The following is a 22,146-nucleotide window of genomic DNA, read 5'->3' as shown; positions in this document are numbered from 1 at the left end:
GCCTGACGAGAGGTTACAGCGAGGGCGCCTGCGCGCGGTGGCGCCAGACGTGCAGGCGGCGATTCAGCGCGGCCAGGCTGTCGAGGCCCTGACGGCGGGCGCGGCTGAACAGGATCAGGGCGATCTCCGCGGTGACCAGCGCATCGGCGCTGGCGTGGTGGCGCTCGGCGACCTGCAGGCCGAAGTGGCGGGTCCAGTCGTCCAGCCCTGCGTGCGTCAGTTCGGCCTGTGGACAGAGCAGCGGGGCCAGTTCGGCGACGTCGAGGAAGCCGTGGCGAAGGCGCAGGCCGAGATGTTGCTTGACCGCGCGAACCAGCACGTGGCGGTCGAAGCCGGCGTGAAAGGCCAGCAGCGGACTGGCGCCGAGGAATTCGAGAAAGCCCAGCAGCGCCTCGCCGGGCGGCGCACCGGCCGCGATGGCGCTCGGCGCCAGGCCATGGATCAGGGTGCTGGCGCCGGCACGGTGCGCGGCGCAGTGCAGGGTGCATTCGTACTGCTGGGCGAGGTCGATGGCGCCGTTCGCGATGACCACCGCGCCGATCGACAGCAACTGGTCGCGACGCGGATCCAGGCCGCTGGTCTCCAGGTCGACGACCACCAGGCGCTGGGCGGCCAGCGGCTGCTCGTCAAAGCCTGCAGCGCTCGGCAACGCGGCCAGGCGTGCCTGCTGGGCGGCATCCAGCTGTGGGCCGCGGCGCTGCAGCCAGGCGAACGCGCTCATAGCTGGTAACGCAGCGCCAGGCTGCTCTGCAGGCGCTGCGCCTGGCGGAACGACTCGCGCAGGATGCGCCGGTCGAGGTGGTTGAGCGTGTCCGGGTCTAGGCGGTTGGAGTAGTCCTGCTGCTGGCGCGCCTGCCACTGATGCTGCTGCATGCGCATCTGCTGGATGAAGTGGTAGGCCTCCTCGTAGGCGGCGCCATCCTGGGCGTCGATCACCTCGTGCTCGATCAGCGCGCGCAGGCGCTCGAGGGTGCCGGTTGCGCTGATGCCATGCGCCAGGGCGAGCAACCGCGCGCCATCGACGAACGGGGTGAGGCCCTGCACCTTGAGGTCGAGGGTGGCGCTCGCCTCGCCGCTGCGGCGTTTGACCACGAAGTCGCGGAAGCGCCCGACCGGCGGGCGCAGGCGCAGTGCGTTGGCGGCCATCAGGCGCTGGAACAGCGGATTGTCGGCGACCTCCGCCAGCAGCCGGTGACGCAGGCGCTCGCCGCCCTGTTCGGCCCCCCACACGGTGCGTAGGTCGAAGTAGATGGTCGAGCCGAGCAGGCTTTCCGGGGTCGCCTCGCGAATGAACGTGCTGAAGCGCCGCGCCCACTCTTCCCAGGACAGGCACAGCTGCGGGTTGCCGGCCATGATGCCGCCCTTGCACAGGGCGAAGCCGCACTGCGCCAATGCCTCGTTGATGCGCTCGGCGAGCGGCAGCAGGCGGCCGCGGATTGCCGCCGCCTCGGCGGCGTCCTCGGCGTCGAACAGCAGGCCGTTGTCCTGGTCGGTGTGCAGGGTCTGCTCGCGGCGTCCCTCGCTGCCGAAGCACAGCCAGGCGAACGGTACGCCGGGGTCGCCGACCTCCTCAAGGCACAGCTCGATCACCCGGCACACGGTGTGGTCGTTGAGCTGGGTGATCAGCTGGGTGATCTGCGTCGCGCTGGCGCCGTGGGCAAGCATGCTGTCGACCAGCCGGCGCACCTCGTGGCGCAGCGCGACCAGGGTGTCGAGGCGTCCGGCGTGGCGGATGGTGCGCGCCAGGTGCACCAGGTCGACGCGCTGCAGAGAGAACAAATCGCGCTCGGAGACCACCCCGGTCAGTTGGCCGTCGTCGACCAGGCAAACGTGGGCGATGTGCCGTTCGGTCATGGCGATCGCCGCGTCGAAGGCGCTGGCCTGCGGCGGCAGGTGGAACGGCTGCTGGATCATCACCGTGGCGATCGGCTGCTCCAGGTCGGCGCTGGCCTCGCCGATCACCCGGCGCAGGTCGCGCAGGGTGAAGATGCCCAGCGGCCGTTGCCCGTCGTCGACGATGACGATGCTGCCGACATGGCTCTCGTGCATGCGCCGCACCGCCTCGCGTAGCGGCGTGTACGGTGGGCAGCTGACCGGCTGCTGCATGGCCAGTTGGTGCAGCGGGGTGTCCAGCGAATACTGCGCGCCGAGGCTGGCCACGGCGTCGAGCTGCACCTGCTGGTTGACCTGGTCGAGCAGGCTGCTGACCCCGCGCAGGGCGAAGTCGCGGAACGGCGCAGACTGGGCGATCAGGCGGACGAACTCGTCCTTGCCGAGCAGCAGGCAGAAGGTGTCCGCGCCGGCCAGGTGCTCGGTGCGCGTGGCGCGTTCGCCGAGCAGCGCTGCGAGGGGGAAGCACTCGCCGCTGGCGATCTCGAAGGTGGTTTCGGTGCCGCGTTTGGCGGAATGCGGGCGCTCGCCGACCACCCGGCCCTGCTTGACGATATAGAAGTGCTGCACCGGGCCGTCGGTGGGTTTGAGGATGCTCTCGCCTTCGCCGTAGAAGCGCAGCTGGCAGTGCTCCACCAGGTAGGCGAGGTGGGCGCTTTCCATCTGGTTGAACGGCGGGTACTTGCGCAGGAACTCCATCAGACCGTGGATGTTCTGCAGCACCGCCGTCTTGCCCGCTTCGGCGAGATCGTCGCGCTTGCTCATGCTGGTTGCCGTGAAGACCGATCCGCGAATGGTCCGGGCTGGCGCCCGGCTTGCACATTGGACGTAAGTCTAGGCGTGTCGCCAGACCGTGACGGGCCGGCGGACAACCGGGCGGCGGACAGCAAAAAGCCGCCGTCTGCGCGGGGCAGACGGCGGCTCGGGGTGCCGCGCAGGGGCGATCAGGTGGTGCGGATCAGGTGGTCGAAGGCGCTCAGCGAGGCCTTGGCGCCTTCACCCACGGCGATGACGATCTGCTTGTACGGCACGGTGGTCACGTCGCCGGCGGCGAACACGCCCGGCACCGAGGTTTCACCGCGCGCATCGGCGACGATCTCGCCACGCGGCGACAGCTCGATAGTGCCCTTCAGCCAGTCGCTATTGGGCAGCAGGCCGATCTGCACGAAGATGCCTTCCAGCTCGACGGTCTTCAGTTCCTCAGTGACGCGGTCCTTGTAGACCAGGCCGGTGACCTTCTGCCCGTCGCCCTTGACCTCGGTGGTCAGCGCGCTCTTGATCACAGTGACGTTGGCCAGGCTGGCGAGCTTCTTCTGCAGCACGGCGTCGGCACGCAGCTTGTCGTCGAACTCGATCAGCGTGACATGGCTGACGATGCCGGCCAGGTCGATCGCCGCTTCCACGCCGGAGTTGCCGCCGCCGATCACCGCCACGCGCTTGCCCTTGAACAGCGGGCCGTCGCAGTGCGGGCAGAAGCACACGCCCTTGGCCTTGTATTCCTTCTCGCCGGGCACGTTCATTTCGCGCCAGCGCGCGCCGGTGGCGAGGATCACGGTCTTGGCCTTGAGGCTCGCACCGCTTTCGAATTTCACTTCATGCAGACCGCCGGCGCCGCTGGCCGGGATCAGCGCGCTGGCGCGCTGCAGGTCCATGATGTCGACGTCGTACTGACGCACGTGCTCTTCCAGGGCGCGCGCCAGTTTCGGCCCTTCGGTCTCCTGCACGGAGATGAAGTTCTCGATCGCCATGGTGTCGAGCACCTGGCCACCGAAGCGCTCGGCGGCCACGCCGGTGCGGATGCCTTTACGCGCGGCGTAGATCGCCGCGGCCGCGCCGGCCGGGCCACCGCCGACCACCAGCACGTCGAAGGCGTCCTTGGCGTTCATCTTCTCGGCGTCGCGGTTGGCCGCGCCGGTGTCGATCTTGGCGAGGATTTCCTTCACCTCCATGCGACCCGAGGCGAACACTTCATCGTTCAGGTAGATGCTCGGCACGGCCATGATCTGCCGGCGCTCGACTTCTTCCTGGAACAGCGCGCCGTCGATGGAGACGTTGCGGATGTTGGGGTTGAGCACCGCCATCAGGTTCAGCGCCTGGACCACGTCCGGGCAGTTCTGGCAGGACAGCGAGAAGTAGGTTTCGAACTCGAAACGGCCTTCGATGCTCTTGATCTGCTCGATGGTCTCGGCGTCCAGCTTCGACGGGTGACCGCCGACCTGCAGCAGCGCCAGCACCAGCGAGGTGAATTCGTGACCCATGGGGATGCCGGCGAAGGTCAGGCCGATATCCGCACCCGAGCGGTTGAGCGAGAACGACGGACGACGGGCGTCGCTGCCATCGGTCTTCAGGGTGATCTTGTCGGTCAGGCCGACGATGTCTTTGAGCAGGGCCAGCAGTTCCTGGGATTTCGCGCTGTCATCGAGGGAGGCGACGATCTCGAACGGCTGGGTGACCTTCTCGAGGTAGGCCTTCAACTGGGTTTTCAGATTGGCGTCCAACATGACTGCAATTTCCTCTGCAAAAGTACGAATTTCAGGAACAAAAACGCCCGGACGGTTGGCGCCCGGGCGTTCGGGCACTTGTAGCGGGTCGGGTGACGACCCCAAGCGCGTAAACAAAATGGGATGTAGCGCGTCGCGAGCGACGGCAGTGCAAGGCGAACTAAGGCGAGGGCGCGGAGTTTACGAGCTGTAAATGAGCAGCCCGAGCCTTAGTTCAACGCAGCAATGCCTAGCGCAGCAGCGTTACGCCCATTTTTAGATCTTGCCAACCAGGTCCAGCGAAGGAGCCAGAGTGGCTTCGCCTTCTTTCCACTTGGCCGGGCAGACTTGACCCGGGTTGGCGGCGGTGTACTGGGCAGCTTTCAGCTTGCGCAGGGTTTCCGACACGTCACGGGCGATTTCGTTGGAGTGGATTTCCAGGGTCTTGATCACGCCTTCCGGGTTGATCACGAAGGTGCCGCGCAGGGCCAGACCTTCTTCAGCGATGTGCACGCCGAAAGCGTTGGTCAGCTGGTGAGTCGGGTCGCCGATCAGCGGGAACTTGGCTTTGCCAACGGCCGGCGAAGTTTCGTGCCAGACCTTGTGCGAGAAGTGGGTGTCGGTGGTGACGATGTACACCTCGGCACCGGCCTTCTGGAACTCGGCGTAGTTGTTGGCGGCGTCTTCGATCTCGGTCGGGCAGTTGAAGGTGAAGGCCGCCGGCATGAAGATCAGCACGGACCACTTGCCCTTCAGGCTCTGCTCGGTGACTTCGATGAACTCGCCGTTGTGGAAAGCGGTGGCTTTGAACGGCTGAACTTGAGTGTTAATCAGAGACATTGGGTGAACTCCTTGTGGGGTTTGGAAATTTGATGGGGCCATCCTAATGCAATCCGGCTATATCGCTAAATTGATTGAAGGCATCGAATTGATTGCCTCGCTCTATAGGGATGGCCCGCGCAGGGCTCTAAGTGGGGTGATGGCCCGGCGAAATCAACCCATTGCGGTTGATGAACAGCTTACGACCACGACTATGACGGTTTGTTGAGGTAGATCAGCAGAGCGGCGTGCGGGAGCCTCGCGACTCGATCAGTGGCGCGCGGGCATAAAAAAACCGCCCCGGAGGGCGGTTCTTTTCACAGCAGTGGCGAATTACAGACCGTTCTTGGCCTTGAACTCGCGACGGCGGCGGTGCAGCACCGGCTCGGTGTAGCCGTTGGGCTGCTTGGTGCCTTCGACGACCAGTTCCAGCGCGGCCTGGAAGGCCACGTTGTCGGCGAAGTTCGGCGCCAGCGGACGGTACAGCGGGTCGCTGGCGTTCTGCCGGTCGACTACTACAGCCATGCGCTCGAGGCTCTCGACGATCTGCGCTTCGCTGACGATGCCGTGGCACAGCCAGTTGGCCAGCAGCTGGCTGGAGATGCGCAGGGTGGCGCGGTCTTCCATCAGGCCCACGTCATTGATGTCCGGCACCTTGGAGCAGCCGACGCCTTGGTCGATCCAGCGCACCACGTAGCCGAGAATGCCTTGGGCGTTGTTGTCCAGTTCGTTCTGCAGCTCGTCGGCCGACCAGTTGGTGTTGGCCGCCAGCGGGATGGTCAGGATGTCGTCCACCGAGGCGGCGGCACGCTTGGCCAGCTCGGCCTGACGGGCGAACACGTCGACCTTGTGGTAGTGCATGGCGTGCAGGGTGGCGGCGGTCGGCGACGGGACCCAGGCGGTGTTGGCGCCGGCCAGCGGGTGAGCGATCTTCTGCTCGACCATGCCGGCCATCAGGTCGGGCATCGCCCACATGCCTTTGCCGATCTGCGCTTTGCCCTGCAGGCCGGTGGCCAGGCCGATGTCGACGTTGCTGTTCTCGTAGGCGCCGATCCACTTCTCGGTTTTCATGTTGGCCTTGCGCACCATCGCGCCGGCTTCCATGGAGGTGTGGATTTCGTCGCCGGTACGGTCGAGGAAGCCGGTGTTGATGAACACCACGCGCTCTTTCGCAGCCTGGATGCAGGCCTTGAGGTTGACGGTGGTGCGGCGCTCTTCGTCCATGATGCCGACTTTCAGGGTGTTGCGCGGCAGGCCGAGGACGTCCTCGACGCGGCCGAAAGTCTCGACGGCGAAGGCCACTTCTTCCGGACCGTGCATCTTCGGCTTAACGATGTACACGCTGCCGGTGCGGGTGTTCTTGCGGCTGGTGTTGCCGTTCAGGTTGTGCACCGCGATCAGGCTGGTGAACAGCGCGTCCTGGATGCCTTCCGGCACTTCGTTGCCTTGCGCGTCGAGGATCGCCGGGTTGGTCATCAGGTGACCGACGTTGCGCACGAACAGCAGCGAACGACCATGCAGGGTCAGCTCGGAGCCGTCGGCCTTGGTGTACACGCGGTCCGGGTTCATGGTGCGGGTGAAGGTGCTGCCACCCTTGGCCACGCTTTCGGCCAGGTCGCCCTTCATCAGGCCCAGCCAGTTGCGGTAGACCACGGTCTTGTCGTCGGCATCGACGGCGGCCACGGAGTCTTCGCAGTCCATGATGGTGGTCAGCGCGGATTCCATCAGCACGTCTTTGACGCCGGCGGCATCGGTCTGGCCGATCGGGCTGGACGGGTCGATCTGGATTTCGAAGTGCAGGCCGTTGTTCTTCAGCAGCACGGCAGCCGGTTGTGCGGCATTGCCCTGGAAGGCGATGAACTGCGCCGGGTTCTGCAGGCCGACGCGGTTGCCGTTCTTCAGGCTGACCACCAGCTTGCCGGCGTCGATGGCGTAGGCGCTGGCGTCGACGTGCGAGGCACCTTCCAGCGGCGCGGCTTCGTCGAGGAAGGCGCGGGCGTAGGCGATGACCTTGTCACCGCGCACCTGGTTGTAGCCCGGACCCTTGTCCGCGCCACCTTCGGTGCTGATCACGTCGGTGCCGTACAGGGCGTCGTACAGCGAACCCCAGCGGGCGTTGGCGGCGTTCAGGGCGAAGCGCGCGTTCATCACCGGCACTACCAGCTGCGGGCCGGCCATGCGGGCGATTTCTTCGTCGACGTTCTGGGTGGTGGCCTGGAAGTCAGCGGCTTCCGGCAGCAGGTAGCCGATTTCCTGCAGGAATGCCTTGTAGGCCACGGCGTCGTGGGCCTGGCCGGCACGCGCCTGGTGCCAGGCGTCGATTTGCGCCTGCAGGGCATCGCGCTTGGCGAGCAGGGCTTTGTTCTTCGGGGCGAGGTCATTGATGACCGCTTCCACACCGCCCCAGAACTTGTCGGCAGCAATGCCGGTACCGGGGATGGCTTCGTTGTTCACGAAGTCGAACAGGACTTTGGCGACCTGCAGGCCACCGACTTGAACGCGCTCAGTCATTGCTTGCCTCACTCTGCTCTAGATCCGCACGGACCGGGCTTTTCCCGTTATGTAGTCCGAGGCGCGGCATACTACATGAAGCCGCCGTAAAAATCAGCGCAGGCGTCGCGGGGCGACCGGAATGTGCGTTGCAGTCACGGCGGGAGCGGAATGTTCTCAAAAAACACCAAGATTGTTCCAGATAAATCTAGAAAACGTACACGATTAATTCGGTGGGCGGTCTGCGACCCGCCGTCGCAGGCGCGGCTGCCGCCCGCCGGGCGGCTTTCCTATACTTGCCCTGCATACCCACAAGGAGTCCGTTATGCCCGTGCTTGCCGCCACTGCCGCCGATCTCGACACGCTCAGCGAGCTGTTCGCCGGCTACCTGCAGTTCTACCAGGTGCCGAAAGAGCCCGCGGCGATCCGCAGCTTCCTCGCCGCGCGCCTCGAACGCGGCGACTCGGCGCTGTTCCTCGCCCGTGACGCCGAAGGCCGGGCGCAGGGATTCGTGCAGCTCTACCCGCTGTTCGCCTCGCTGGAGCTGCGCCCGTCGTGGCTGCTCAGCGACCTGTTCGTCGCGCCGACGGCGCGGCGCCGCGGGGTTGGCGAAGCACTGATGAACGCCGCCCGCGATTTCGCCGTGGCCAGCGGCGCTTGCGGCCTGATGCTGGAAACGGCGAAGACCAATCTGGCCGGACAGGCGCTGTACGAGCGCCTAGGCTATGTCAGGGACGAAGCCTTCCACACCTACTGGCTGAGCCTGGCGTCGCGCTGAGCCGGGCCCGATTCGAACAGGAGTCACGCGTGAATCATCTCGTAATCACGGTCATCGCCCAGGACCAGCCCGGCCTGGTCGAACGCATCGCGCGCTGCATCGCCGAGCACGGCGGCAACTGGCTGGAGAGCCGCATGTCGCGGATGGCCGGGCAGTTCGCCGGGATCCTCAAGATCAGCGTGCCGGCGGAGTCCTACGACGAACTGGTCGACGGCCTACAGGCGCTCAACGAACAGGGCATCCGCGTGCTGCTGGCGGAGAGCGGCATCGATCCGTCCTGCACTTGGAAGCCGATCCACCTCGATCTGGTCGGCAACGACCGTCCCGGCATCGTCCGCGACATTACCCGCCTGCTCAGCGAGCACGGCATCAACATCGAGAGCCTGACCACCGAGGTGGTGCCGGCGCCGATGAGCAGCGAGCCGCTGTTTCATGCCGAAGCAGTGCTGGCGGTGCCGCTGACGCTGTCCCTCGACCTGCTGCAGAACCGCTTGGAAACCCTCGCCGACGACCTGATGGTGGAGCTGAATCTGCGCAGCGACGCCTGAGCGCAGTTACCCCCGAAACGCGTGGACAGGCTTGTGGATAACCTGGGGAGCCCCGCCGCATCAGCTAGTGCGCCGGGGCTTTTGTTTGTCTGGCGAAAAAAGTAGCGGCGCCAGCGGCTTTGTGCACAAAGTCCGGGGATGATTGTGTGGATAAGCGTGGGATGATCGGCTGCAGGCCGCGTCGGCCGTGGCCTGTGGCGGTGCGCTGATTTTTTGTGCAGGCTCGTGCGCTGCGCCACCGCGCTCGCGCCAGTGCGCGGCCAGCCCACGCCGAGGGCCGCACGCGCGGCGGCGAGTTGTCCCCGAAAGCCGTGGACAATTGTGTGGATAAGCTCTGGAGCGCCGCCTGCAGCTCAACCCCGCTGCGGCCTCGGAGGGGGCGGTGAAAAACTGAGCAGGCCGCGCGGCGGACGTCGGGCTTGTGCACAAACTCCGGGGACAGATCTGTGGACAAGCTTGGGATGCCCGGCGCCACGCCAGCGCCGGCGCGGCCTGGCGGCGCGTGGCGAAAAACTGCTCAGTTGCGCCGCAGGGTCAGCCAGGCGTCGATGCTATAGAGCGCCAGGCCCGCCCAGATGCACAGGAAGGTCAGCAGCTGACCGCTGTGCAGCGGTTCGCCGAACAGCAGCACTGCCTGCAGCAGCACCAGGGTCGGCGCCAGGTACTGCAGAAAGCCCAGGGTGGTGTAGGGCAGGTGACGCGCCGCGGCGTTGAAGCACACCAGCGGCACCAGGGTGATCGGCCCCGCGGCGATCAGCCACCAGGCCTGCGGGGTGCTCCAGAAGCTCGCCTGGCTGCTCACCGCGCCGGGGTGCAGGAGCAGCCAGCCGAGCGCCAGCGGCACCAGCAGCCAGGTCTCCACCACCAGCCCGGGCGCGGCGGCGACCGGCGCCTGCTTGCGGATCAGCCCGTAGAAGCCGAACGACAGCGCCAGCGCCAGTGACACCCACGGCAGGCTGCCGACTAGCCACACCTGCTGCGCTACGCCCAGCGCGGCGAGGCCGACCGCCAGCCACTGCAGGCGGCGCAGGCGTTCGCCGAGCAACAGCATGCCGAGCAGCACGTTGACCAGCGGATTGATGTAGTAGCCGAGGCTGGCTTCGAGCATCCGCCCGTTGTTCACCGCCCAGACGTAGACCAGCCAGTTGCTGGCGATCAGCGCGCCGCTGGCGCCGAGCACCAGGAAACGCCGCGGGTTCTCGCGCAGCTCGCGCCACCAGCCGGGGTGCTTCCACACCAGCAGCAACAGGGCGCCGAACAGCGCCGACCAGAGCGCGCGGTGCACGACGATTTCCAGCGCAGGGACTTGCTGGATGGCTTTGAAGTACAGCGGGAACAGGCCCCAGATGGTGTAGGCGGTGAGGCCCAGCAGATACCCGCGGCGCGGGTTGGCGGTAGCCATGAACGATCCTTGGCTTGAACGGCAGACGAAGCGCCCAAGTTTAGCCGGCGCACCGCAGAGTTGTCCGATCGCTCAGGTTTGGGCGCGGCTCAGTAGCCGCCATGGTCGGGGTTGGCGCGGTCGTATTCGGCGTGCTCGAAGCCGTTGCAATTGGTGAAGCCGGTGCTCTGCACCTTGCCGCTGGCGTCGTAGGCGACGTAGTAGGTGGTCGCCGCGCCGCTGCGGCCCAACTGATAGTCGTCACAGGTGCCGGCGGCGATTTTGCGCGGCACGCTGGCCAGCGGCGCGCCGCCGAGCTGGTGGACTTGCTCGCGGCTCATGCCCGGGCGCACCTGGGCCACCAGTGGTTCGTTTTGATAAGTGGATTGCAAGTTGGTGCAGGCGGCGAGGCCGGCGAGGGCGACGACGCCCGCCGATAGCAGCCTGGACATGGCGTCACCTCGGCGGCAGGGGCTCAGTGCAAGCGTAGCCCCTCAAGCGTCGGCGGCGGTGCCGCTCGGCGCCTAGAACAGGCGCAGCGGCTCTTCGTCGAGGGCCGCCAGCTGCTCGCGCAGCACCAGCACCTGCTCGCCCCAGTAGCGCTCGCTGCCGAACCAGGAAAAGCTCTGCGGGAACGCCGGGTCGTCCCAGCGGCGCGCCAGCCAGGCGCTGTAGTGGATCAGGCGCAGGGCGCGCAGGCCCTCGATCAGCGCCAACTCGCGCGGCGCGAAGTCGTGGAACTCCTGGTAGCCGTCGACCAGCTCGGCGAGCTGGCTCTGCCGCTCGTGGCGCTCGCCGGCGAGCATCATCCACAGGTCTTGGATCGCCGGGCCGCTGCGGCAGTCGTCGAGGTCGACGATATGGAACAGCTCGTCGCGGCACATCAGGTTGCCCGGATGGCAGTCGCCGTGCAGGCGGATGCTGGTGAAGCTGGTGCGGGCGAACAGTTCGTCGAGGCGCCCGAGCAGGTCGCGCGCCACCGAGCTGTAGGCGGGCAGCAGGCTCTTCGGCACGAAGTTGCCGTCCAGCAGAGTGGCCAGCGAGGCGTGGCCGAAACTGGCGACGTCGAGCGTCTCGCGGTGGGCGAACGGGCGGCTGGCGCCGATCGCGTGCAGACGGCCGAGCAACTGGCCGAAGCGGTACAGCTGGTCGGGATTGCCCGGCTCCGGCGCGCGACCGCCGCGGCGCGGGAACAGGGCGAAGCGGAAGCCGGCGTGGCTGAACAGGCTGTCGCCGTCGTGCAGCAGCGGCGCCACCACCGGCACCTCATGCTCGGCCAGCTCGAAGGTAAAGGCGTGCTCCTCGCGGATCGCCGCATCGCTCCAGCGGGCCGGGCGGTAGAACTTGGCGATCAGTGGCTCGCCCTCGTCGATACCGACCTGATAGACCCGGTTCTCGTAGCTGTTCAGCGCCAGCACGCGGGCGTCGCTGACGAAGCCGAGGCTTTCCACGGCGTCGAGCACCAGGTCGGGGGTCAGCTCAGCGAAGGGATGGGACATGGGCGACTCCGGCACAGGGGCGCCCAGTGTACGCCGATCTGCGCGGCCGGGCTCAGAGCTGGGTGCCGAGCAACACCTGCTGCGGCGAGAACAGCGCGCGCACCGCGTCGCGCGGTTGCAGGCCGAAGCCGGCCAGGCGCTCGGCGTCGATCAGCGCGTAGAGGGTCTGGCCACTGGGCAGGCCGATGCGCACCTCGCTGGGCCCTTCCGGGTCGGCGACGATCTGCTCGATCCAGCCTTCCAGCTGATTGAACTCCTCCGGCGCCGTGGCGGTGAACGGCTGCAGCTTGATCCAGCCGGCCTTGATCAGTGCCACCACGGTGGTGTCCGCCTGCAGTTCGAGGCGTTCGGTGCTGTGGTGGGTGATCTGCGCGGTCAGCCGGCAGCCGCCGGCCAGCTCGATCTCGATCAGGTCGTTGCGGCCCTGCGCGCGGATCGCTGCGACCCGCCCGCTGAGCTGGTTGCGCGCGCTGGTCTTGAGCATCAGGCGGCCGAGCAGCTGCAGGTCGCGGTCGTCTTCGGCGGCCTGCAGCACCTGGGCCTGCAGCGCCTCGAGACGCTTGTACAGGGCGAGCAGGCGCTCGCCCTCGGCGGACAGCCGCGCGCCGCCACCGCCGCGGCCACCGACCGTGCGCTCGACCAGTGGCTGGTCGGCGAGGTTGTTGAGTTCGTCGATCGCGTCCCAGGCCGCCTTGTAGCTCAGCCCGGCAGCCTTGGCGGCACGGGTGATCGAGCCTTGCTCGGCGATCTGTTCGAGCAACGCCATGCGTTGCGGGCGGCGGGTGACGTGTTGGGCGAGGGCGGTGAGGGCGGACATGGGCGGCGTCATGGTGTTGGCTATACAGCGAGGGTTCCGTAAAGCGGCGCCGCCGTCAATCGCCGGGCTGCGGCGTGCGCGCCAGGCAGTACAGGTCGATCTCTGCGGCGCCGGCGCGGCGCAGCAGGCGGGCCAGCGCTTCGGCGGTGGCGCCGGTAGTGACCACGTCGTCGACCACCGCGACATGCCGGCCGGCCAGCGCCACCCCGGGCGCCAGGGCGAAGGCCTCGCGCAGGTTGCGGCGCCGTGCGGCGGCATCCAGGTCCTGCTGCGCGGGCGTGTCGCGACAGCGGCGCAGTGCGTCTTCGTCGAGTGGCAACTGCAACGCTGCGCTCAACCAGCGCGCCAGCAGCGCGGCCTGGTTGAAACCGCGCTGACGCAGACGGCGGGTCGCCAGCGGCACCGGCAGCAACAGGTCGGGGCGCGGCAGGCCCTGGGCGTAGGCCTGCAGCAGGTGCTCTGCGCATCGTGCGGCGAGCAGGTGGCCGAGCGGCCATTTGGCCTGGTGCTTGAAGCGGGTGATCAGGCTATCGAGGGGAAACTCGTAGCGCCACGGCGCGATCACCCGGCTGAAGCTCGGTGGACGGCGCAGGCAGGCGCCGCACACCTGGTCTTCGACGACGAGCGGCACTGCGCACTGCCGGCACTGCGCGCCGAGCCAGGGCAGCTCGAGCTCGCAGGCATGGCACAGAGGCTGCTCAGCGCCACTCGGTTCATCGCAGAGCAAGCAGAATTGGTTGTTTTTTGTCCAGATGTAAACCGCTTTTCGGAAACCCGGTTGACAGCGCATTGGCCTTCCCTAAATATCCCCGACATCCGTGTCGTGCCGTCGACTCTAACAGTCCGGCGCGAGCCAACAACAAGGAATAACCGTATGAATGCATCCGCCGTTCAGGCCACCCGTCACGATTGGTCGCTCGCCGAAGTCCGCGCCCTGTTCGAACAGCCGTTCAACGACCTGCTGTTCCAGGCGCAGACCATGCACCGTGCGCATTTCGACCCTAATCGCGTGCAGGTCTCGACGCTGCTGTCGATCAAGACCGGTGCCTGCCCGGAAGACTGCAAGTACTGCCCGCAGTCCGGCCACTACAACACCGGCCTGGACAAAGAAAAGCTGATGGAAGTGCAGAAGGTCCTGCAGGCCGCGGAAGAGGCCAAGGCCATCGGCTCAACGCGTTTCTGCATGGGCGCGGCGTGGAAGCATCCGTCGGCCAAGGACATGCCTTACGTGCTGGAAATGGTCAAAGGCGTGAAGAAGCTCGGCCTGGAAACCTGCATGACCCTCGGCAAGCTGACCCAGGAGCAGACCCAGTCGCTGGCTGAAGCCGGCCTCGACTACTACAACCACAACCTCGACACCTCGCCGGAGTTCTACGGCAACATCATCACCACCCGCACCTACAGCGAGCGTCTGCAGACCCTGGCCTACGTGCGTGAGGCGGGGATGAAGATCTGCTCCGGCGGCATCCTCGGCATGGGTGAATCGGTCGACGACCGCGCCGGCCTGCTGATCCAGCTGGCCAACCTGCCCGAGCATCCGGAGTCGGTGCCGATCAACATGCTGGTGAAAGTGAAGGGCACGCCGCTCGCCGAAGAGAAGGACGTCGATCCGTTCGACTTCATCCGCACCCTGGCCGTGGCGCGCATCATGATGCCGAAGTCGCACGTGCGCCTGTCCGCCGGCCGCGAACAGATGAACGAACAGATGCAAGCCCTGGCCTTCATGGCTGGCGCCAACTCGATCTTCTACGGCGAGAAGCTGCTGACCACCGCCAACCCGCAGGCCGACAAGGACATGCAGCTGTTCGCCCGCCTCGGCATCAAGCCGGAAGAGCGCGAAGAGCACGCCGACGAAGTGCACCAGGCGGCCATCGAGCAGGCGCTGGTCGAACAGCGCGATTCCAAGCTGTTCTACGACGCAGCCGTTTGATCGACCAGCGGGCGGGACGGGCCGAGATGCCAACCGCCTGCTGCCTCACCTCTGTTTCTCGACAGGTGGCTAGTCGCTGCGCGGTTGGCCATCGGGCATCGCCATGAGTTTTGACCTCGCTACTCGCCTCGCCGAACGCCGCGCCGCGCACCTGTACCGCCAGCGCCCGCTGCTGGACAGCCCGCAGGGCCCGGAGGTGCAGGTCGACGGCCAGCGCCTGCTGGCGTTCTGTTCCAACGATTACCTGGGCCTGGCCAATCACCCCGAAGTGATCCGCGCCATGCAGCAAGGTGCCGAGCAGTGGGGCGTCGGCGGTGGCGCCTCGCACCTGGTGATCGGCCACAGCACGCCGCACCATGCGCTGGAAGAGGCGCTCGCCGAGTTCACCGGACGGCCGCGCGCGCTGCTGTTCTCCACCGGCTACATGGCCAACCTGGCGGCGGTCACCGCGCTGGTCGGGCAGGGCGACACGGTGCTCGAGGATCGCCTCAACCACGCCTCGCTGCTCGACGCCGGGCTGCTCTCCGGAGCGCGTTTCTCGCGCTATCTGCACAACGATGCCGAAAGCCTTGGCAAGCGCCTGGACAAGGCTGAAGGCAATACCCTGGTGGTCACCGACGGGGTGTTCAGCATGGATGGCGACCTCGCCGACCTGCCGGCGCTGTGCGCCGCGGCGCGGCGCAAGGGCGCCTGGCTGATGGTCGATGACGCCCACGGCTTCGGCCCGCTGGGCGCGACCGGCGGCGGCATCGTCGAGCATTTCGGTCTGGGCATCGATGATGTGCCAGTGCTGGTCGGCACCCTCGGCAAGGCGTTCGGCACCGCCGGCGCCTTCGTCGCCGGCAGCGAGGAGCTGATCGAGACCCTGGTGCAGTTCGCCCGCCCGTATATCTACACCACCAGCCAGCCGCCGGCCGTGGCCTGCGCCACGCTGAAGAGTCTCGAGCTGTTGCGCCGCGAAAGCTGGCGCCGTGACCACCTCAACCAGCTGATCGCGCGCTTCCGTCAGGGCGCCGCGGAGATCGGCCTGACCCTGGTCGACAGCCCGACGCCGATTCAGCCGATCCTGATCGGCGACAGCCAGCGCGCGCTGCGCCTCACCGCGCTGCTCAAGCAGCGTGGCCTGCTGGTCGGCGCGATCCGCCCGCCGACCGTGCCGGCCGGCACCGCGCGGCTGCGCGTCACGCTGTCGGCGGCACACACTGCGGCGCAGCTGGAAACCCTGCTGGACGCCCTCGCCGAATGCTGGGCGCTGCTCGGCCAGGAGGACAGCGGCCGTGCGTGAACACCTGATCCTGCTGCCCGGCTGGGCGATCGGCGCGGCCGCCCTGGAACCCTTGCGCGAGGCACTGCTCGAACGTGCCCCGCACTTGCAGGTGGACATCGAGGCGCTGCCCGAGCTGGGCCAGTCTGGCGCCTGGCTCGACGCGCTGGATGCACGCCTACCGGCGGATTGCTGGCTGGCCGGCTGGTCGCTCGGTGGCATGCTCGCCGCCCAGCTGGCCGCGCGGCGCGGCGATGCCTGCCGCGGCCTGGTCGGCGTGTGTAGCAACGCCTGCTTCCGCGCCCGCGAGGACTGGCCGACGGCGATGCCCCAGGCGGTGTTCGCCGCATTCCACGAAGCCTGCCGGCTCGATCCCGTGCAGACGCTGAAACGCTTCAGCCTGCTGGTTGCCCAGGGCGCGCGCGATCCGCGCACCCTGGCGCGGCAGCTGCAGGTCACCCAGCCGGCACTGCCGGCCGAGGTGCTCGACGCCGGGCTGCGCCTGCTCTCGGTGCTGGACACCCGCGCCGCGCTGCAGGGCTATGCCGGCCCGCAGCTACACCTGTTCGCCGAGCACGACGCGCTGGTCCCGGCCGCGGCGGCGCAGGCGCTGCTCGACTGGCTGCCGGATGTCGAAGTCAACGTTTTGCCGGGCAGCAGTCACGGCCTACCGCTGGAACAACCCGACGAGGTGGCTGCAGCCATACTCGCCTTCATGCGGGAGGGCAGTGATGTCTGAGCCGGTACTGCGCCTCGCCACCGCCGCGGTGCTCGACCGCGACGGCTATCTGCCCGACAAGCGCCAGGTCGCCGCGTCGTTTTCCCGCGCCGCCGGCAGCTACGACAGCGTCGCCGCGTTGCAGCGCACGGTCGGCAGCGACTTGCTGGCGCGTCTGCCGGGCAGCCTCGCGCCGCAGCGCTGGCTCGACCTCGGCAGCGGCACCGGGCACTTCAGTCGCGCCCTGGCCGAACGCTTTCCCGCCGCCGAGGGGCTGGCCGTGGATATTGCCGAAGGCATGTTGCAGCACGCCCGGCCGCTCGGCGGGGCGCGCGGCTTCATTGCCGGCGACGCCGAGCGCCTGCCGCTGCAGAGCGAGTGCGTCGACTTGCTGTTCTCCAGCCTGGCGCTGCAGTGGTGCGGCGATTTCCCTAGCGTGTTGGCCGAGGCGCGCCGCGTGCTGCGCCCGGGCGGCGTGCTGGCGTTCAGCAGCCTGTGCGTCGGCACCTTGCAGGAGCTGCGCGACAGCTGGCAGGCGGTCGACGGCTTCGTCCACGTCAACCGCTTCCGCCGTTTCGAGGACTACCAACGCCTGTGCGGCGCCAGCGGCCTGCGCCTGCTCGGCCTGCAGCGCCAGCCGCAGGTGCTGCATTTCCCCGACCTGCGCTGCCTGACCCACGAACTCAAGGCGCTCGGCGCGCACAACCTCAATCCGGGACGCCCCGGCGGCCTGACCGGGCGGGCACGCATCCTCGCGCTGATCGAGGCCTACGAGCGCTTCCGCCAACCGCAGGGCCTGCCGGCCACCTACCAGGTGGTCTACGGCGTGCTGCACAAGGACCGTTGAGATGGCCCAGGCCTGCTTCGTGACCGGTACCGATACCCTGCAACTGGTTAGCGAGCCGGCAAGACCCAGTGGTCGTCGGTCGTGTGGAGCACGATGCCAATGAGTAGCGCCTATTTCGTCACCGGCACCGACACCGAAATTGGCAAGACCACCATCGCCGCCGGCCTGCTGCACGCCGCGCGGCGCGCCGGGCTGAGCACCGCCGCGGCCAAGCCGGTGGCCTCCGGCTGCGAGCCAAGCGCCGCGGGGCTGCGTAACAGCGATGCGCTGGCGCTGCTCGGCGAGTGCACGCTGCCGCTGCAGTACGCCGAGGTCAATCCGCTGGCATTCGCCCCGGCCATCGCTCCGCACCTGGCGGCGCGTGAGGCGGGCGTGACGCTGAGCGTCGAGGCGTTGCGGGCGCCGGTGCAGGCGGTGCTGGCCAAGCGTGCGGATTTCAGTCTGGTGGAAGGCGCCGGCGGCTGGCGGGTGCCGCTGGCCGGTGCGGAGACGCTCTCCGACCTGGCGATCGCCCTCGGTCTGCCGGTGATCCTGGTGGTGGGCGTGCGCCTCGGCTGCATCAATCACGCGGTGCTGAGCGCTGAAGCCATCCTCCGTGATGGCCTGCCGCTGGCCGGTTGGGTGGCCAATGTGGTCGATCCGGCGACCTCGCGGCTGGACGACAATCTCGCCACCCTGGCCGAGCGCCTGCCGGCGCCCTGCCTCGGTCGGGTGCCGCACCTGCCGGCCGCGACTCCGGCGGCGGTGGCCGCGCACCTTGATCTGAGCCGCCTGCTGCCGCTATAAGGGATGTGCCGTTGCCGGTAGATGTCTGCCGGCTCCTCGGGCTTCACGCCCTTAATGCGAGAGCACGCAGCATGCAGATCAGCGCCTTCACCGCCGGATTGAGTTCCCTGCACAGCGGCCAGCAGCGCACCGAGCGTGCCGCCGGCGAGATCGCCGGGGCCAGCCTGGCGCATGCTGAAGTGGCGGCCGTCGCGCCGACCAGCGCCGACCTGGCGGTGCAGCTGGTCGAACTGCAGCAGGGCAAGATCGAGGCCGAAGCCGGCGCCAAGCTGATCAAGACCACTGACGAAGTGCTCGGCACCCTCATCGATACCCGCGCCTGACCCTGCGCCCGTCTTTCGGCGGGGCCTGTTGCCGTAACGTATGCGCCAGCCTGGCGCGCCGTGACCATCCAGATTGCCAACTCCCCAGCACAAAGTCGCGAAAGTGACTGACGGATAGCTGTTGGTCACGGCTTGACAAGGTTCAGACCTAAACGTATGTTTCAAACAACTGTTTGACGGTCATTCTTTCTGAGTGGCCGGCGGGTTGCTCCCGCACCTTGACCGCCTTCCGGTCGACACACCCAGGAACCCACCGTAGAGGTTTATCGCTATGCCTGATTACAAGGCCCCCTTGCGTGATATTCGCTTCGTTCGTGACGAACTGCTCGGCTACGAAGCGCACTATCAGAGCCTGCCTGGCTGCCAGGACGCCACCCCGGACATGGTTAACGCCATCCTCGAGGAAGGTGCCAAGTTCTGTGAGCAAGTGATCGCGCCGCTGAACCGCGTGGGCGACCTGGAAGGCTGCACCTGGAGCGCCGAAGGCGTGAAGACTCCGACCGGCTTCAAGGCTGCCTACGAGCAGTTCGTTGAAGGCGGCTGGCCGAGCCTGGCCCATGACGTCGAGCACGGCGGCCAAGGCCTGCCGGAATCCCTTGGCCTGGCGATCAGCGAAATGGTCGGCGAGGCCAACTGGTCGTGGGGCATGTACCCGGGCCTGTCGCACGGCGCGATGAACACCATCTCCGCGCACGGCACCCCGGAGCAGCAGCACACCTACCTGACCAAGCTGGTGTCCGGCGAGTGGACCGGTACCATGTGCCTGACCGAACCGCATTGCGGCACCGACCTCGGCATGCTGCGCACCAAGGCCGAACCGCAGGCCGACGGCAGCTACGCGATCTCCGGCACCAAGATCTTCATCTCCGCCGGTGAACACGACATGGCCGACAACATCGTCCACATCGTGCTGGCCCGCCTGCCCGACGCGCCGCAAGGCACCAAAGGCATCTCGCTGTTCATCGTGCCGAAGTTCAACGTCAACGCCGACGGTTCGGTGGGTGAGCGCAATGCCGTGTCCTGTGGTTCGATCGAACACAAGATGGGCATCCACGGCAACGCCACCTGCGTGATGAACTTCGACGCGGCCAAGGGGTACCTGATCGGCGCGGCGAACAAAGGCCTGAACTGCATGTTCACCTTCATGAACACCGCTCGCCTGGGTACCGCGCTGCAAGGCCTGGCCCACGCCGAGATCGGTTTCCAGGGCGGCATCGCCTACGCTCGTGAGCGTCTGCAGATGCGTGCGCTGACCGGCCCGAAAGCCCCGGAAAAAGCCGCTGACCCGATCATCGTCCACCCGGACGTGCGTCGCATGCTGCTGACCATGAAGGCCTTCGCCGAAGGCAACCGCGCGATGGTGTACTTCACCGCCAAGCAGGTCGACATCGTCCAGCGCAGCGAGAATGAAGAAGAGAAGAAAGCCGCCGACGCGATGCTGGCTTTCCTCACTCCGATCGCCAAGGCGTTCATGACCGAAGTCGGTTTCGAGTCGGCCAACCACGGCGTGCAGATCTATGGCGGCCACGGTTTCATCGCCGAGCACGGCATGGAGCAGAACGTCCGCGACAGCCGCATCTCCTGCCTGTACGAAGGCACCACCGGCGTGCAAGCGCTCGACCTGCTCGGCCGTAAAGTGCTGATGACCCAGGGCGAAGCGCTGAAAGGTTTCACCAAGATCGTCCACAAGTTCTGCCAGGCCAACGAAGGCAACGAAGCGGTCAAGCCGTATGTTGAGCAGCTGAACAAGCTGAACAAAGAGTGGGGCGAGCTGACCATGAAGATCGGCATGGCGGCGATGAAAGACCGCGAGGAAGTCGGTGCCGCTTCGGTGGACTACCTGATGTACTCCGGCTACGTCTGCCTGGCCTACTTCTGGGCCGACATGGCCCGTCTGGCTGCCGAGAAATTGGCTGCCGGCACCGAAGAAGCCGCCTTCTACAAGGCCAAGCTGCAGACCGCGCGCTTCTACTTCGGCCGCATCCTGCCGCGTACCCGCACCCACGTGGAAGCCATCGCCTCCGGCGCCGGCAACCTGATGGACCTGGCGGAAGAGGACTTCGCCCTGGGCTACTAAGCCCTACGGCGCGTCACGCAGAACGCCGCGTACCTCCGGGTCCGCGGCGTTTTTGTTTTTTCGCGGACAACCCGCAGGATTTGTCGGCGAGTTGAGGCAAAATGCCAGCCTTCGCCCCTGCTGACACCGGAGCCCGCGTGTCCCGTCTTGCCGCCTTCCGAATCGGTCATTTCCTGCCGTCGCTGCTGCTGTTGGCGGCCGGCTTGTTGGCAGCCACGCTCGGTGGTCTCAACGAGTTCTTCGTGTCGCTGTTCAACGTCCTGCCGACTTTGCTGCTGCTGCTCGGTGGCGCCTTCTGCCTGGCCTATTCGCGGCAGCGCGAAGCCTTCCTGCTGCTGGTCGTATACCTCGGCTACTTCGTCCTCGACACGCAGGCCGACTACTACCGGGCGCACGGCAAGCCACTCGCCGATGCGGCGCTGATGTTCCACCTGGTCAGCCTGCTGCTGCCGTTGCTGTATGCCGTGCAGGGACTCTGGCAGGAGCGCTCGCACCTGGTCCAGGACTTGGTCGCGCGCAGCGCGGTGCTGCTGGCAGTCGGCGCGGTATTCGCAGGGCTGGCGCAGCGTTACCCGCAGGCGCTGTTGGAGTGGCTCAGCAGCACGCGATGGGAGCTGCTGCAGGCCGGCTGGATGAGCCTGGTGCAACTCGCCTACGCGGCCTTCCTGCTGGCCGGCGTGGCGTTGCTGGTGCAATACCTGCGTCGTCCACGGCCGCTGCACGCAGCGTTTCTGGTCGGCCTGGCTGGCCTGCTGTGGATGCTGCCGCGCACCTTCAACGTGCCGCTGGCGCTGAACATCCTGTGTAGCCAGGTGATGCTCATGCTGATGGTCGCGGTCGCCCACGAGGCCTACCTGATGGCCTTCCGCGACGAACTCACCGGCCTGCCCGGGCGCCGCGCGCTGAACGAGCGTCTGCAGCGTCTGGGGCGCAACTATGTGATCGCCATGGCCGACGTCGACCACTTCAAGCAGTTCAACGACACCCACGGCCACGACGTCGGCGACCAGGTGCTGCGCCTGGTCGCCAGCCAGCTGCGCAAGGTCGGCGGCGGTGGCACCGCGTACCGCTACGGCGGCGAGGAATTCACCTTGCTGTTCCCCGGCAAAAGCCTCGAGGAGTGCCTGCCGCACCTCGACGCGGTGCGCCAGGCGGTGGAGGGCTATCCGCTGCAGCTGCGCGACAAGGGCCAGCGCCCGCGCAACGACCGCCAGGGGCGCCAACAGCGCAGCGGCGGCAAGCGTGGCAGCGTGTCGGTGACGATCAGCATCGGCGTCGCCGAGCGCCGTCAGGAGAAGGGTTTCGAGGACGTCATCCGCGCCGCCGACAAGGCGCTGTACACGGCCAAGTCGGCCGGGCGCAACTGCGTGCGGGCGCACGGCCAGCAGCGCAGCGGGGCGGTGCGCGAGCGCGCCAGCGAGGCCCCGGTCAGCGCGCGCTGATAGCGCTCCATTCAGCCGGTGCAACGTGATTGTCGCTCCCCGGTATCGGCAGTAGCC

General features: G+C 67.2%; 20 protein-coding genes. 10 read left to right on the top strand and 10 right to left on the bottom strand.

The annotated features are described in order from the left end of the window. Nucleotides 1–13: 13 nt before the first annotated feature. The 5 genes from JQX08_RS16275 to JQX08_RS16255 all read right to left on the bottom strand — a co-directional run bounded on the left by JQX08_RS16275 (nucleotide 14) and on the right by JQX08_RS16255 (nucleotide 7,700). Nucleotides 14–721, bottom strand: coding sequence for a 3'-5' exonuclease (locus tag JQX08_RS16275; RefSeq protein WP_205349462.1), 708 nt, complete (start codon nucleotides 719–721; stop codon nucleotides 14–16). Continuing rightward, complete coding sequence (locus tag JQX08_RS16270; protein WP_205349461.1) at nucleotides 718–2,655, bottom strand: DUF294 nucleotidyltransferase-like domain-containing protein; 1,938 nt, start codon at nucleotides 2,653–2,655, stop codon at nucleotides 718–720. The genes JQX08_RS16275 and JQX08_RS16270 overlap by 4 nt, the downstream gene beginning before the upstream one ends. 179 nt (nucleotides 2,656–2,834) lie before the next feature. After that, nucleotides 2,835–4,391, bottom strand: a complete 1,557-nt coding sequence (ahpF, locus tag JQX08_RS16265) for an alkyl hydroperoxide reductase subunit F (RefSeq protein WP_205349460.1) — start codon at nucleotides 4,389–4,391, stop codon at nucleotides 2,835–2,837. A 255-nt stretch (nucleotides 4,392–4,646) separates the two neighbouring features. After that, nucleotides 4,647–5,210, bottom strand: a complete 564-nt coding sequence (gene ahpC, locus JQX08_RS16260; protein WP_205349459.1) for an alkyl hydroperoxide reductase subunit C — start codon at nucleotides 5,208–5,210, stop codon at nucleotides 4,647–4,649. 312 nt (nucleotides 5,211–5,522) lie between these two features. Further along, nucleotides 5,523–7,700: a malate synthase G gene (locus JQX08_RS16255; RefSeq protein ID WP_205349458.1), complete on the bottom strand. Its 2,178-nt coding sequence runs from the start codon at nucleotides 7,698–7,700 to the stop codon at nucleotides 5,523–5,525. Nucleotides 7,701–8,004: 304 nt separating this feature from the next. Here JQX08_RS16255 and JQX08_RS16250 point away from each other — a divergent pair, with 304 nt between their 5' ends. Together JQX08_RS16250 and JQX08_RS16245 are read left to right on the top strand one after the other, a co-directional pair. Next, entirely contained in the window at nucleotides 8,005–8,457 is a 453-nt protein-coding gene (locus JQX08_RS16250) for a GNAT family N-acetyltransferase (RefSeq protein ID WP_205349457.1), read from the top strand. A 29-nt stretch (nucleotides 8,458–8,486) separates the two neighbouring features. Further along, nucleotides 8,487–9,005, top strand: a complete 519-nt coding sequence (locus JQX08_RS16245; protein ID WP_205349456.1) for an ACT domain-containing protein — start codon at nucleotides 8,487–8,489, stop codon at nucleotides 9,003–9,005. 517 nt (nucleotides 9,006–9,522) lie between these two features. On the opposite strand, the gene rarD is transcribed toward JQX08_RS16245, so the two are convergent. From rarD to JQX08_RS16220, 5 genes are all read right to left on the bottom strand, one after another. Continuing rightward, nucleotides 9,523–10,407, bottom strand: a complete 885-nt coding sequence (rarD, locus tag JQX08_RS16240) for an EamA family transporter RarD (RefSeq protein ID WP_205349455.1) — start codon at nucleotides 10,405–10,407, stop codon at nucleotides 9,523–9,525. Nucleotides 10,408–10,496: 89 nt separating this feature from the next. Further along, the gene (gene osmE / locus JQX08_RS16235; protein ID WP_205349454.1) at nucleotides 10,497–10,838 is read right to left on the bottom strand and encodes an osmotically-inducible lipoprotein OsmE; all 342 of its coding nucleotides are present in this window, start codon (nucleotides 10,836–10,838) and stop codon (nucleotides 10,497–10,499) included. A 72-nt stretch (nucleotides 10,839–10,910) separates the two neighbouring features. Next, nucleotides 10,911–11,885, bottom strand: a complete 975-nt coding sequence (locus JQX08_RS16230; protein WP_205349453.1) for a serine/threonine protein kinase — start codon at nucleotides 11,883–11,885, stop codon at nucleotides 10,911–10,913. Between the two features lie 52 nt (nucleotides 11,886–11,937). Further along, nucleotides 11,938–12,702 (bottom strand): TOBE domain-containing protein, encoded by a 765-nt coding sequence (locus tag JQX08_RS16225; protein ID WP_205349452.1) that lies wholly within the window; start codon nucleotides 12,700–12,702, stop codon nucleotides 11,938–11,940. A gap of 55 nt (nucleotides 12,703–12,757) precedes the next feature. Further along, nucleotides 12,758–13,492, bottom strand: coding sequence for a ComFC family protein (locus JQX08_RS16220; protein WP_205349451.1), 735 nt, complete (start codon nucleotides 13,490–13,492; stop codon nucleotides 12,758–12,760). Between the two features lie 84 nt (nucleotides 13,493–13,576). Between JQX08_RS16220 and bioB the strand changes: the two genes are divergently transcribed. The 8 genes from bioB to JQX08_RS16180 all read left to right on the top strand — a co-directional run bounded on the left by bioB (nucleotide 13,577) and on the right by JQX08_RS16180 (nucleotide 22,089). Then, nucleotides 13,577–14,632 (top strand): biotin synthase BioB, encoded by a 1,056-nt coding sequence (bioB, locus tag JQX08_RS16215; RefSeq protein ID WP_205349450.1) that lies wholly within the window; start codon nucleotides 13,577–13,579, stop codon nucleotides 14,630–14,632. Nucleotides 14,633–14,735: 103 nt separating this feature from the next. Beyond that, nucleotides 14,736–15,917: an 8-amino-7-oxononanoate synthase gene (gene bioF / locus JQX08_RS16210; protein WP_205349449.1), complete on the top strand. Its 1,182-nt coding sequence runs from the start codon at nucleotides 14,736–14,738 to the stop codon at nucleotides 15,915–15,917. Continuing rightward, a complete protein-coding gene (locus tag JQX08_RS16205; RefSeq protein WP_205349448.1) occupies nucleotides 15,910–16,635 on the top strand; it encodes an alpha/beta fold hydrolase in 726 nt (241 codons plus the stop codon). The genes bioF and JQX08_RS16205 overlap by 8 nt, the downstream gene beginning before the upstream one ends. Continuing rightward, nucleotides 16,628–17,461: a malonyl-ACP O-methyltransferase BioC gene (gene bioC, locus JQX08_RS16200; RefSeq protein ID WP_205349447.1), complete on the top strand. Its 834-nt coding sequence runs from the start codon at nucleotides 16,628–16,630 to the stop codon at nucleotides 17,459–17,461. Before JQX08_RS16205 ends, bioC begins: the two co-directional genes overlap by 8 nt. 99 nt (nucleotides 17,462–17,560) lie before the next feature. Beyond that, nucleotides 17,561–18,247: a dethiobiotin synthase gene (gene bioD / locus JQX08_RS16195; RefSeq protein WP_430472543.1), complete on the top strand. Its 687-nt coding sequence runs from the start codon at nucleotides 17,561–17,563 to the stop codon at nucleotides 18,245–18,247. A gap of 71 nt (nucleotides 18,248–18,318) precedes the next feature. Further along, nucleotides 18,319–18,570 carry a hypothetical protein gene (locus tag JQX08_RS16190; RefSeq protein ID WP_205349445.1) on the top strand — a complete coding sequence of 84 codons (252 nt, stop codon included), beginning with the start codon at nucleotides 18,319–18,321 and terminating at the stop codon, nucleotides 18,568–18,570. Nucleotides 18,571–18,841: 271 nt separating this feature from the next. Continuing rightward, a complete protein-coding gene (locus JQX08_RS16185; protein WP_205349444.1) occupies nucleotides 18,842–20,647 on the top strand; it encodes a phenylacyl-CoA dehydrogenase in 1,806 nt (601 codons plus the stop codon). Nucleotides 20,648–20,784: 137 nt separating this feature from the next. Continuing rightward, a complete protein-coding gene (locus tag JQX08_RS16180; RefSeq protein ID WP_205349443.1) occupies nucleotides 20,785–22,089 on the top strand; it encodes a diguanylate cyclase in 1,305 nt (434 codons plus the stop codon). Nucleotides 22,090–22,146: the final 57 nt, after the last annotated feature.

The organism is Zestomonas insulae (assembly GCF_016901015.1).
GTDB classification, from domain to species: domain Bacteria; phylum Pseudomonadota; class Gammaproteobacteria; order Pseudomonadales; family Pseudomonadaceae; genus Aquipseudomonas; species Aquipseudomonas insulae.
The sequence above is the reverse complement of the archived record's forward strand: the minus strand, read 5'-3'. Positions and strand labels throughout refer to the sequence as shown.

What these genes read in the sequence shown, in the direction of transcription:
- JQX08_RS16275 (WP_205349462.1), bottom strand. Translation starts at nt 721, where the DNA reads ATGAGCGCGTTCGCCTGGCTGCAGCGCCGCGGCCCACAGCTGGATGCC.
- JQX08_RS16270 (WP_205349461.1), bottom strand. Translation starts at nt 2,655, where the DNA reads ATGAGCAAGCGCGACGATCTCGCCGAAGCGGGCAAGACGGCGGTGCTG.
- ahpF (WP_205349460.1), bottom strand. Translation starts at nt 4,391, where the DNA reads ATGTTGGACGCCAATCTGAAAACCCAGTTGAAGGCCTACCTCGAGAAG.
- ahpC (WP_205349459.1), bottom strand. Translation starts at nt 5,210, where the DNA reads ATGTCTCTGATTAACACTCAAGTTCAGCCGTTCAAAGCCACCGCTTTC.
- JQX08_RS16255 (WP_205349458.1), bottom strand. Translation starts at nt 7,700, where the DNA reads ATGACTGAGCGCGTTCAAGTCGGTGGCCTGCAGGTCGCCAAAGTCCTG.
- JQX08_RS16250 (WP_205349457.1), top strand. Translation starts at nt 8,005, where the DNA reads ATGCCCGTGCTTGCCGCCACTGCCGCCGATCTCGACACGCTCAGCGAG.
- rarD (WP_205349455.1), bottom strand. Translation starts at nt 10,407, where the DNA reads ATGGCTACCGCCAACCCGCGCCGCGGGTATCTGCTGGGCCTCACCGCC.
- osmE (WP_205349454.1), bottom strand. Translation starts at nt 10,838, where the DNA reads ATGTCCAGGCTGCTATCGGCGGGCGTCGTCGCCCTCGCCGGCCTCGCC.
- JQX08_RS16230 (WP_205349453.1), bottom strand. Translation starts at nt 11,885, where the DNA reads ATGTCCCATCCCTTCGCTGAGCTGACCCCCGACCTGGTGCTCGACGCC.
- JQX08_RS16225 (WP_205349452.1), bottom strand. Translation starts at nt 12,702, where the DNA reads ATGTCCGCCCTCACCGCCCTCGCCCAACACGTCACCCGCCGCCCGCAA.
- JQX08_RS16220 (WP_205349451.1), bottom strand. Translation starts at nt 13,492, where the DNA reads ATGCGCTGTCAACCGGGTTTCCGAAAAGCGGTTTACATCTGGACAAAA.
- bioB (WP_205349450.1), top strand. Translation starts at nt 13,577, where the DNA reads ATGAATGCATCCGCCGTTCAGGCCACCCGTCACGATTGGTCGCTCGCC.
- bioF (WP_205349449.1), top strand. Translation starts at nt 14,736, where the DNA reads ATGAGTTTTGACCTCGCTACTCGCCTCGCCGAACGCCGCGCCGCGCAC.
- bioC (WP_205349447.1), top strand. Translation starts at nt 16,628, where the DNA reads ATGTCTGAGCCGGTACTGCGCCTCGCCACCGCCGCGGTGCTCGACCGC.
- bioD (WP_430472543.1), top strand. Translation starts at nt 17,561, where the DNA reads ATGAGTAGCGCCTATTTCGTCACCGGCACCGACACCGAAATTGGCAAG.
- JQX08_RS16190 (WP_205349445.1), top strand. Translation starts at nt 18,319, where the DNA reads ATGCAGATCAGCGCCTTCACCGCCGGATTGAGTTCCCTGCACAGCGGC.
- JQX08_RS16185 (WP_205349444.1), top strand. Translation starts at nt 18,842, where the DNA reads ATGCCTGATTACAAGGCCCCCTTGCGTGATATTCGCTTCGTTCGTGAC.